The 10489-nt window shown below is 65.7% G+C and carries 10 protein-coding genes; 4 read left to right on the forward strand and 6 right to left on the reverse strand.

The window, feature by feature from the left end:
* Positions 1 to 99: 99 nt before the first annotated feature.
* A complete protein-coding gene (locus XH83_RS08535) occupies positions 100 to 981 on the reverse strand; it encodes a metallophosphoesterase (RefSeq protein WP_194408202.1) in 882 nt (293 codons plus the stop codon).
* 122 nt (positions 982 to 1103) lie between these two features.
* On the opposite strand from XH83_RS08535, the gene XH83_RS08540 reads away from it, so the two are divergent.
* The gene (locus XH83_RS08540) at positions 1104 to 1595 is read left to right on the forward strand and encodes an NUDIX domain-containing protein (protein ID WP_194406571.1); all 492 of its coding nucleotides are present in this window, start codon (positions 1104 to 1106) and stop codon (positions 1593 to 1595) included.
* 51 nt (positions 1596 to 1646) lie between these two features.
* Here XH83_RS08540 and XH83_RS08545 read toward each other — a convergent pair whose 3' ends face one another.
* Entirely contained in the window at positions 1647 to 2024 is a 378-nt protein-coding gene (locus tag XH83_RS08545; protein ID WP_194406572.1) for a DUF2304 domain-containing protein, read from the reverse strand.
* A gap of 61 nt (positions 2025 to 2085) precedes the next feature.
* Positions 2086 to 2850: a glycosyltransferase family 2 protein gene (locus XH83_RS08550; RefSeq protein WP_246776442.1), complete on the reverse strand. Its 765-nt coding sequence runs from the start codon at positions 2848 to 2850 to the stop codon at positions 2086 to 2088.
* A gap of 122 nt (positions 2851 to 2972) precedes the next feature.
* Here XH83_RS08550 and XH83_RS08555 point away from each other — a divergent pair, with 122 nt between their 5' ends.
* Genes XH83_RS08555 through XH83_RS08565 form a run of 3 tightly spaced genes read left to right on the forward strand, consistent with a single transcriptional unit; the run spans position 2973 to position 5241 of the window.
* Complete coding sequence (locus XH83_RS08555; protein WP_246776443.1) at positions 2973 to 4139, forward strand: hypothetical protein; 1167 nt, start codon at positions 2973 to 2975, stop codon at positions 4137 to 4139.
* A 58-nt stretch (positions 4140 to 4197) separates the two neighbouring features.
* Complete coding sequence (locus XH83_RS08560) at positions 4198 to 4716, forward strand: GNAT family N-acetyltransferase (RefSeq protein WP_194406574.1); 519 nt, start codon at positions 4198 to 4200, stop codon at positions 4714 to 4716.
* 42 nt (positions 4717 to 4758) lie between these two features.
* Positions 4759 to 5241 (forward strand): GNAT family N-acetyltransferase, encoded by a 483-nt coding sequence (locus XH83_RS08565; protein ID WP_194406575.1) that lies wholly within the window; start codon positions 4759 to 4761, stop codon positions 5239 to 5241.
* Between the two features lie 96 nt (positions 5242 to 5337).
* Here the strand turns inward: XH83_RS08565 and XH83_RS08570 are convergent, their stop codons facing one another.
* The 3 genes from XH83_RS08570 to XH83_RS08580 all read right to left on the reverse strand — a co-directional run bounded on the left by XH83_RS08570 (position 5338) and on the right by XH83_RS08580 (position 10485).
* The gene (locus XH83_RS08570; RefSeq protein WP_194406576.1) at positions 5338 to 7707 is read right to left on the reverse strand and encodes a TonB-dependent receptor; all 2370 of its coding nucleotides are present in this window, start codon (positions 7705 to 7707) and stop codon (positions 5338 to 5340) included.
* 144 nt (positions 7708 to 7851) lie between these two features.
* Positions 7852 to 8268 (reverse strand): DUF2946 domain-containing protein, encoded by a 417-nt coding sequence (locus XH83_RS08575; RefSeq protein ID WP_194406577.1) that lies wholly within the window; start codon positions 8266 to 8268, stop codon positions 7852 to 7854.
* A 153-nt stretch (positions 8269 to 8421) separates the two neighbouring features.
* Positions 8422 to 10485: a hypothetical protein gene (locus tag XH83_RS08580; RefSeq protein WP_194406578.1), complete on the reverse strand. Its 2064-nt coding sequence runs from the start codon at positions 10483 to 10485 to the stop codon at positions 8422 to 8424.
* Positions 10486 to 10489: the final 4 nt, after the last annotated feature.

Consider the following 10489-nt stretch of genomic DNA (forward strand, 5'->3'; position numbering starts at 1 on the left):
GCGCGAACCCGGAATCCATTCATCGCCACGCACTGCGGCCCGATGGATTCTCAGGTGCGCAATTGCGCACAGTCGCTCATGCTGCGGAATGATAGCGAGCTAGATCAGCCTCACATGCTTGATCTGCCCGACCTGAAAACCGGCCCCGAGCCCGCGCACCGTCTGCTCGCAGCGCCAGCCGGCATTGTCCTTCTCGATTCTGAGCAGATTATACGCCGCCGCCGGGTAGCGCCCGTGCGCGAGCGCGGAGGCCGAGGGCACGCCGAGCGCGGGAATGTTGCCGTTGGGGCCTTCGAACCACATCGTCGAATGAATGTGGTCGTGCCCGTGCAGGATCAGCTCGACGCCGTGGCGCTTGAGCAGCGCCAGCAGCGCGGCTGCGTCCGTCATCCGCTTCTGGCGCGCGTCGGATTTCAGCGGATGATGCACCAGCAGCACGCGAAAGACGTCCTCGGCCGCGAGGCGATCGAGCAGCGCTTCGAGGGCTGCAAGCTGATCGCGTCCGAGCGTGCCCGTTGCCATCAGCGGCAGCGTCGGCACCGCCGTGGACAGGCTGATCAGCGCGAGAGGCCCACGCCGGCGCACCGAGGGAAATCCGATGCGGCCGTCGTCGCCCGAGAGATAGGGAGCAAAGGTTTCGCCGAAGCGGTGGAAGGTCGCGCGGACATAGGCGTCGTGATTGCCAGGAATCGTCGTGACGCGGTCGGGCGGGCCGACCTCGTCGAGCCAGGCGCGAGCCGGCGCGAACTCGGCTTCGAGCGCGAGGTTGACGAGGTCGCCGGTCACTGCGATGTGGTCGGGCGCCTGCGCCTTCATGTCGGCAACCAGCGCGTCGAGCACCTCGCGGCGCTGGTACTTGTGGCGGTTGCGCGTCCAGTTGACGTAGCCGAACGCGCGCTTGCCCGCGAGCTCGATCAGCCGCGGTTTCGGCAGGGGCGCCAGATGCGGATCGGACAGATGGGCGAGCGTGAAGGGAGCCAGCGTGTTGGGAGCCATCGTGTTGGGAGCCATGGGGCGCGATTGCCTCGCTATTGCTCTGCTGTAATGGCAAGCTCGCAAGGAACGCGCAAGCAGAGCCTGAACCGCGGCGTCGAGGAAGCCTGATGGGAGAACGTCTGAACCGTGTCCGACGGAAAGCCGAGCCGCTGCTGCGGCGATTCTTCCACGCCTATTTCCTGATCGTCCGCGGCATGACGCTCGGCGTCCGCGCCGTGGTGCTGGATGCCGACAACCGCGTGTTCCTGGTCCGGCACAGCTATGTCAGCGGCTGGTATTTGCCCGGCGGCGGCGTCGATCTCGGCGAGACCATGGAACAGGCGATGCGGCGCGAGCTCAAGGAGGAGGGCGAAATCGACCTCACCGGTGCTGCCGAGCTGCATGGCATCTTCCTCAACAGCCACGTTTCCCGCCGCGATCACGTCGCAGTCTACGTGGTCAGGCATTTCCGGCAGGACCGCATCCCTGAGCCCAACCGCGAGATCGTCGAATGCGGATTCTTCGCGATCAATGCGCTGCCCGAGGGGACCACGGTTGGCACGCGGCTGCGCATTGCGGAAGTGCTGGATGGCAAGCCCCTGATTGCGACTTGGCGGTAAGGTGATCTGGCGGTGAAGCGATCCGGCGTTGAGGCAATCTGGCGGCCGAGCTCAACCGTCGGACCGGCCGCTCTTTTTTGCCTGCAGCTCCAGCGCAAGCAGGCTCTGCTCCTGAATCAGCGCGCAGTTCTGCCGCTCCAGCCTGTGCAGCCGCGCCGTCATGTTGTGCATGAACGCGAAGACCACCAGGAACAGGGCGCCGAACATCACCACGAATGGAAATACGACGCCGGTCAAATGGCTGACGAGATAGGCGATGCTCGGAAACAAGGCGAACGCCGCCGGGATGATCGCCACCATGGACAGCATCAGGAAATCGTAGAGATCCAATCTGCCCCGCAGCGTCCTCTTCAGCAGCATCAGCATGTAGATCAGTGCGAAGACGGAGATGACGATGACCGTCTCTAAGCTGGGAAGAACGTCCGTCATCGCGGTCCCCTCGGGATGTTCGACGAGCTGGTGAAGTGGCAGGACGATGTGGAACAGCGCGTCATGGCGATCTCACCAGACGCGCGAGCAGGATGTAGCCGAGGACGCGGATCATGTAGCTCGCCGATTTCAGCCCGTCGATCGAGCTGACGCCGGTTTCGCGCGCCCGCATCTCGACCGGGACCTCGTTGACCGTGAGGCCGGCGCGCATCGCCCAGGCCAGTGAGATCGGCTCGGGGAAATCCGCAGGATAGGCCTTCGCGAAGAAGGCGATGGCGGAGCGGTCGAGCAGCCGCATGCCGCTGGTCGGATCGGTGATGCGTCCGCCGGAGAACAGGCTGTTGAGCGCCAGCACGATCAGCTTGATGCCCGCGCGCCGCATGCGCGTCGAGCAGAAGCCGGCATTGTCGATGAAGCGGCTTCCGATGGTGATGTTGGCGGGGTCTTTGCGATAGGCGTTCAGCAGCGTCTCGATGGCGCGTGGATCGTGCTGGCCGTCGCCGTCGATCTGGATGCAGAAATCGAAATCCTGACGCGCCGCATATTTGATGCCGGTCTGCACCGCGCCGCCGATACCGAGATTGTGCGCGAGGCGGGCGACCGGTGAGCGGCAAGCTGCGACCGCGCTAGTTGCGTCGGACGAGCCGTCGTCGACGACGAGGGTGTGATAGCGGCGGCGGGTCGCGGCGATCTCATCGAGGAGATTGCCGATCGAGGCTTCTTCGTTGAAGCAGGGGATGACGAGCAGGATGCGCGGTGCGGCGGCACCGTCGTGGCACGCGTCGGTTGAATTCGATGCCGCGACCGAATCCAAGCCCATATCCATGCCCAACTCGGCCACGTCAGCCTCACCTCCAAAATCCCCCACCTTGCTATACTTGCCGATGCTTTTCCTGTACAGGCGGCCTGCCTTTTCCCCAGCTGCGCCGGGCCGCCCGGCAGACCTCCATGAGAGCTGCAAAAGTCCTTGTCTCGATTTTGTTTCTGGCAATGCTGGCCAGCAATATTCGCTTGATCTCGCATTGGAGCGAGAGCCGCGGCGTCTATGACGACATCTGCTATCTCAGGCAGGCGCATCTGTTCCAGCGCTTCGGATGGCAGGGGCTCGACACCAGCCTCGCCCGCGAAACCGACGGTTATCTCGCGAGCAAATTGCGCAGTATCGGTTATCCCGACTGGAGCGATCGGACCCGGGCGCCGTGCCACACGCTGACGACTGACGGCAGCAAGAGCGTGATGACGCCGCCGCCAGGCACCGGGTTCGTGCTGGCGCTGTTCCCGGAAGGGTTCCAGGTCGTTCCGCTCTATGTGCTGGCGAATTCGATCATCGCAGCGCTTGCGCTTTACGGCGTGTGGCGGGCGCGCGAGAGGGGCGCGTTGACGCTTGCCGCATTGTTCGGCGCGCTCTCGATCTATTTCATGATCAATCCGACCAAGGCGAGCTATTCGATGGCGCCGACCATGGTCGTCTGTGCATTGACGGGCCTGCTCACGGCGAGGCTGTTCGTCGAAGAGGACCGGCGCCGGCTGCTGATGATCGCAGCCATCGGCATTCTGCTCGGCCTGTCCGCGAGCTTCAGGATTGCCAACGTCGTTCTGTCCGCGGGCTATTTCCTGTTCTTCGGATTGTCCTTCCTGATCTGGCGCAGCCGCGAGACCTTCGCGGCAGGGCTCGCATTGGGCCTCGCGTTCCTGGTCGGGCTGTTGCCGGTGTTCGCGGCGAACCTCGTCAATTCGGGCCATCCCCTGGTCTCGGCCTACGGCGGTCAGGATACCGCGCCGCCGCGCCTCGATCCCGAAGTGCTGCTGGCCTATCTCCGCGACACGCAGTTTCCGCTGATCGTGATCGCCTGCGCGTCGACCGTGCTGTTGTGGCGCTTCGCCGGCCATCCCGGCGTCAGGAAGCTCGCGCTGCTCGTCGCCGGCAATCTCGTGCTGAACCTGGCTTTCTTTGCCACGCATCCGGTCTTCACGCCGTACTATGTCATTCCGATCCTGATGCAGTCGCTTTGGACGCTGCTGTTCGCGGTCGTCCTCACCCGCGGCCCGGTCCGGGGGTCCATCGCCCACGAGGCCGATGGACCGCGGCCCGCCGAGATGTTATCCCGCTTGTGACATTGACGCGTTTTCCGAACGCGAATTGGGACTTCTTCGCTCGAAGACGCATGCCGACATGACCGATCTCTCACTGACCATCCTTCCCGAAGCTGCCGGCGATGCCCAGGCGATCGAACGGTTGCACGAACGTACGTTCGGCCCCGGCCGCTTCGTGCTCAGCGCCTATCGCATCCGCGAGCACGTCGATCACCTGCTCGAATTGTCGTTCACCGCCCGCATCGGCACGCTGCTGGTCGGCTCGGTCAGGCAACTGCCGGTGCTGGTCGGCGAGACACCGGCCTTGCTGCTCGGGCCGCTTACCGTCGAGCCGCCATTCCGCGATCGCGGTATCGGCCGGCAGTTGATGGAGCGCGCGCTGAAGGACGCGAAGGCCAAGGGCCATTCCATCGTGCTGCTGGTCGGCGACGAGCCCTATTACAGCCGCGTCGGCTTCAAGCAGGTCCCCAAGGGCCGCGTCACCATGCCGGGCCCGGTCGATGCCGCCCGCATCCTGGTGTTCGAGCTCGTCGATGGCGCCTTCGAGGGCGTGTCGGGCCCGGTCGGCCCGGACTGGAGCAAGGCGCGGGCAGGATAGGGATATAGCTCCGGGCTACGGCGATCTCTTGGAGTCACGACCATGCAGGTGCGTCCCGCCGACCCCGCCGAGATCGATCACCTCGCGCAGGTGTGGCACGACGCCTGGCACGGCTCGCACGCCTCGCTCGCACCGCCCGAGCTCGTCCGCCTCCGCACGTTGCCGAACTTTCGTGATCGCCTCGCAGCCATGCTCGACACCATCATTGTCATGGGCCCGGTCGGCACGCCCTCGGGCTTCTGCGCGATCAAGTCTGACGAATTGTATCAGCTCTTCGTGTCGCAGGCTGCCCACGGGACGGGGGTGGCTGCCGCACTGATCGCGGACGCCGAGAAACGCCTCGCGGCGCGGGGTGTCGAATTGGCGTGGCTCGCATGCGCGGTCGGCAACATGCGTGCCGCGCGATTCTACGAAAAGAGCGGCTGGGACAACGTCGGCACCTTCGTCATGATGTCGGAGACCTCGATCGGGCCATTTCCCGTCGATCAATGGCGTTTCGAGAAGCGGCTCGCGCGCTCGGCGTGAGTCCGCAGCCCCGATTTCACTGCGCTCCATCTGGGCTATAGCCCACCGCTGAACAGGCATATGTCGGGGCCCTAAAGGCCCCGACCGCATTCCGCCTCAGAACTTGAAGTTCGCGAATGCCCGCACTCCGATGCCGGGCATCAAGACCTCGTCCTTGTTGTAGGACACAGAGTTGCGGATGTTCTCGTTGAGGAGATTGTTGCCGACGATGCCGGCCATCATCTCGCGTGCGCCGAACCAGTTGCGGTCGAGCTTGGTCTTGTAGCTGATTTCGGCCTTCAGCAGATTGTAGCCTGCCGTCGGCGTCTCCGCGATCGCCGCGACGTTGTTCTGCGCGAAGGCGTGCAGGAGGTTCACGCGCATCAGCCAGTTGTCGTCGCGCCAGAACACGCCGCCGCCCATGCGCATCGGGGGAATGCGCGGCACGTTGGTGCCGTCGCTGAACGTGGCGCGGACGAAATCGAGCTGGTTCTCGATGCCCCAGATGCCGCCCTGGAAGGCGCCGACGTCGAGCTGCGACTGGAATTCGCCGCCGCGGAAGTTCGCGTTGCGCTGCGAGTAGACCGCCTGGTTCAGCTCGGCGCCCGGGGTGCCGCAGGATGCGAAGTCGTCGTCGCAGGACACGCCGGTGAGGCGGCGATAGATGAAATTGTCGAAATGCGTGTAGTAGACGGTCGCCTCGAAGCGGAACGGCCCCGTTGCCCTGCGCACGCCGAGCTCGACCGATTTCGCCGTCTCGATGGTGAGATTGGGATTGCCGATGTCGAACGTCGCGGTCGCGTCGTGCCCACCGCGCGAGAACAATTCGGCCGCCTTCGGCGCGCGCTCGACATATTGCGCGGTGATGCTGCCGACCATACCGCCGGGCAGGTCCTGCAACAGCCCGATGCTGCCGCTCTTCGGCGTGAACGATGGATTGCGCGCGATCGCCGCCTGCGGCGCGCCGTCGGGGAGGTAATCCGCCGGGAAGTCCGGCGTCGTGCCGTGCAGCTCGACATGCTCGATGCGGCCGGCGACCTGCGCCCGCGTCGCAGCCGTGAACTTGAACTCGTTGAAGGCGTAACCGGCAACGCGTGTGCTGTTGTTGGGGTCCCACAGGCCGTTGAACAACGTGCCGGGATTGTCCGGGCTCGGCGCGCTCAATTCCTGATGCCCGACCTGGAAGCCGAGCGCGGTCGTCACCTCGGCGAAGCGCGCGTTGAACGGGATCAGCTGCACCTCGGTGCGGATCTCCTGCTCCTTGTTGGTGAAGGTCTGGCGGATGCCGTCGCTGTTGAGATCGGCGGGATCGGCAAGGCCGATCTCGTTGTGACGGTAGTCGGTCGCGCCGGCCCAGAAGCGCACCGTGTCGATCGCGGTCGCATCGGGATGGTACTCGCCCTTGACGTTGATCTTGGTCTGGTGGCCGTCGATCCGCGTGTGGTGGTCGGCGCCGTCGATGCCGGGGATGTGGTAGAGCGAGTCGTTCTGCGTGATCGACGCGCCGATATAGCCGCCCTGGAAGAAGTAGGAGCCGCCGATCGAGGCACCGTCCGAACGCGTCGCCGAGTTCGGCTGGCGGCCATTCACGGGGCGCGACTGATCATTCAGATAAGGATAGCCCGGAATGGAATAGTCCGAGGTCGTGCGGCCATAGGCATCGGCGTGGAACGCGAAATTGCCGCCGCCGGTGTCGAGCAGCACGCCGCTTTCGACGCCGCGGTCGACCGAAGAGAACGCGGTGCGCGTCTCGGCGGTGACGCAAGGCGAGGTCGAGGCGCTTGCGAGCGGGGCCTTGGTCGGCAGGCCGTAAGCCTGGAATGACGGCGCGCAGGATGGCACCGCATCTGGAATCCGGTTGTTGGTGGCGCTGACGACGCCGCCGATCGAGGTCGAGCCGTAGCGCAGCGCAGCAGGCCCGCGCACCACTTCGATCTGGTTGGTGGCGAGCGGATCGATCGGGACGAAATGATCTTCGCCGAGATCGGATGCGCCGCTCGAATTGGTGCCGTTTTCGACGATGCCGACGCGGTTGACATCGAGCCCGCGGATGATCGGCCGGCTGGAGGCGCCAGGCGCGAAGCTCGATCCGGTGATGCCGGGCTTGGAGAACAGGAGATCGCCGAGCTGGCCGCCGCCCTCGCGGCGGATCTCCTCGTTCGGCACCACCGTGACCGTCGCGAACTGGTTGGTCACAACAGGCAGCACGCCCTGCTGGGGTATGGCGGGCGCGGCCGTTGCCGGCGTTGCTTCCGCCGCCTGCTCGCGGTTGCGCACACGTGCCGTTCTCGTACCGCGGCCGGGATTGCGGGACGGCACCACCGCTCTGCGCACGATCGGGCTCGGGGCCGTCACGGTGACAGCGGGGATTTCGGTCGACGATTTGTCTTGCGCAGGCGTTTGGGCGAAAGCCGGTGTGGCGGCGGCACCGAGCAGGAGCAGGCTTGCTCCGCCAAGACGCTGCGCGCGTCGCGATTGAAATGACATGTCCTGATTCCAGTCAGGCGCCGTCCGCATGATGGTCTGCTGATCGGAGGCGGCCTGCCGTCGCGGCGCGACGGAATTCGACTTCAACGGATCCCGGGCATGCGCCGATCGGCGGCGAGCCCAGGCATGATCAATCGTTGGAGATCAGGACGCGGGAGGAGCGCGCGGCTGGAACGCCGTGCCGGCCGATTTCAGATGGAGAAATTCGGCGTCAGTGGTGCGGTAGAGCAGGTCGATCGCCTGCGGCAGCTGCAAGAGAGGCGGCGTCGCGAACAGGATCGTGCTCGCCATCGCGACGACGGCGCAGATCGCGCAATTGTCGTCAGCCGGATGGTCGCCATCGGGGGTCGAGGGCGATGGCTTGTGAATCGCGGAGCGGTCGGCCGAAGCCTGGTCTTTGGCACTGTCTTTGCCGCCGTCGGTCTGCTGCAGTGTGGCCTGGGCAAGCGGTGCAGCCTGCGCGAACCAATGGCTGTGCCCGAACGTCAGCGCGAACTGCACCAGCATCGCGAACAACGCGAGCCGGGCGCCGTGCCTGATATTCGACCGGAACCACTTCATCGGAACAAGCTACCCCCACATCGCAAGGCGCCAGATCCGAGGGCGTCGCGATGTTATAATGTAACATCACTCGACCCATGAGTAGATGTCAACGGTTCTCGAACCAAGCAGCGAGGGGTGGCGGGCCGATGTGGCGTTCGAGCAACGGAGCGCTCAGCGCCCCTCGCGCACCCACGTCGCCGCGAACGCGCCGAGCAGCAGCAGAAGTCCGATCAGGCCGGCAAAGATCGGCAGCACGCCGACGCCCTTGACGACGCTGGCATCGCGCATCCGCACGCCCATCCAGCCGTCACCGGCAAAGACGCTGGCCGAACGCACCGGGAGGATGCGCGGCAGCTCGACGCTGGCGCTGCTTGCCACGCGCACCGCGTTGCCGCCGGTCGCCTGGGCCAGAGGCTTCAGGGTATCGACCGTCGATGTGACTTCCGAAAACTCCTTCGGATTGGTCGGGCCGACATTGATCAGTGCCTTCAGCGTGCCGTCGGTGGCCTGCCACAGGCCGAGCTCGCTCGCGGGAAGGCTGGCGCGCCATTCGCCGGGATCGCCCGGGCTCAGCGTCAAATCGTTCGACACGCCCGACGGCGAGGTCACGCTCACCGGCTGGACGCTGTCCGCCATGGTTTGGCGTACCACGACGAGGTCCTTGCCCTGCACCTGCAGGCGCAGCGCCTCCTCGTCCAGATCGGGTTGCTTCATCAGCCAGTGCGACATCCGCCTGAGCAGGTCGAGATGCGGGCCGCCGCCCTCATAGCCGCGCGCCCACAGCCAGATGTGGTCGGAGAGCAGCAGCGCGACGCGGCCGTCGCCGAAGCGCGACAGGAACAGCAGCGGCTTGCCGTCGGCGCCCGTCATGACAGGCGGGTTGACGGAATTGCGGGTGTCGACCGTCCTGAAGAAACGGCTCCAACGCGGCGGCTCGGAGGCCGAGCCCTCGAGAGCGCGCGTCACGGGGTGGCGTTTGCCGATGTCGGACAGATGCGCATAGAACGGCTTTTCCGTCACCCCGACCGGTTCAGCCGGCAGCACCGTATCCAGCGGCGTGCGCCAGATGCTGGTGTTGGAGGCGTAATCGGGTCCGGCCGAGACCAGCACCGCGCCGCCACCGCGGACATAGCGCGCGATGTTATCGAAATAGGCGATCGGCAGCACGCCCTGGCGCGCGTAGCGATCGAAGATGATCAGCTGGAATTCGTTGATCTTCTGCTGGAACAATTCGCGGGTCGGAAACGCGATCAGCGACAATTCGTTGATCGGCGTGCCGTCCTGTTTCTCCGGCGGACGCAGAATGGTGAAGTGCACGAGGTCGACGCTGGCGTCGGACTTCAAGAGGTTGCGCCAGGTGCGCTCGCCGGAATGCGGCTCGCCAGAGACCAGCAGCACCCGCAGCTTGTCGCGCACGCCGTCAATGGCGACGACGGCCCGGTTGTTCACCGGCGTCAATTCGCGCTCGAGCGGGGAGGCCTCGATCTCGACGATGTTCGGGCCGGCATGCTTGATGTCGACGTCGACGCTCGCGGCCTGGCCGCTCGACAGCGTGCGCTCGTTGATGACCTCGCCGTCCCTGCGGATCGTGACCCTGGCGCGTTCGCCGGTGACGCCCTGGTCGTCGAGGCGGTAGCTGATGGTCTGGGTCTGCCCGACGATGCCGAAGCGCGGCGCGGCCGTGATCGCGATGCGGCGGTCGCGCTCGTCCTTCTGGCCGGTGATCAGCGCGTGTACCGGCGCCTGGAAGCCGAGCGCGGCGGCGTTCGCCGGAATGTCGTGGACGCGGCCGTCGGTGATCAGGAACGCGCCGGCGACGCGGTCGACCGGCACGTCGGACAGGGCCGAGGCGAGGGCGCCGAACAGTTTTGTGCCGTCGGTCTCGCCGTCAGCCTGTCCGGCCTCGACGACGCGCACTTCCAGCCCTTTGATCTTCTTCAGGCCGTCGACCAGCGCTTCCTGCGCCTGCGCGGCTTCACGATTGCGGCTGCCGAAATTCTGGCTCGGGCTCTTGTCGACGACGACAGCGGCGACCGAGGTGAGAGGTTCGCGGTCCTCGCGGGTGAAGGAGGGATTGGCGAGCGCGAGCAGGAACAGCGCCAGCGCGGCCACGCGCACGGCGGCGCCGCGCGCGCGCGCAACCAGCAGCACGAGCGCGATAACGACGATCGCGGCGAGCGCGAGCCACAGCACGATCGTGGGGACCAGCGGCGTGAAGGCGATGCCGTAGTTCATGACG

Origin of the sequence: Bradyrhizobium sp. CCBAU 53351 (assembly GCF_015291745.1) — a bacterium.
Taxonomy (GTDB): Bacteria; Pseudomonadota; Alphaproteobacteria; order Rhizobiales; family Xanthobacteraceae; genus Bradyrhizobium.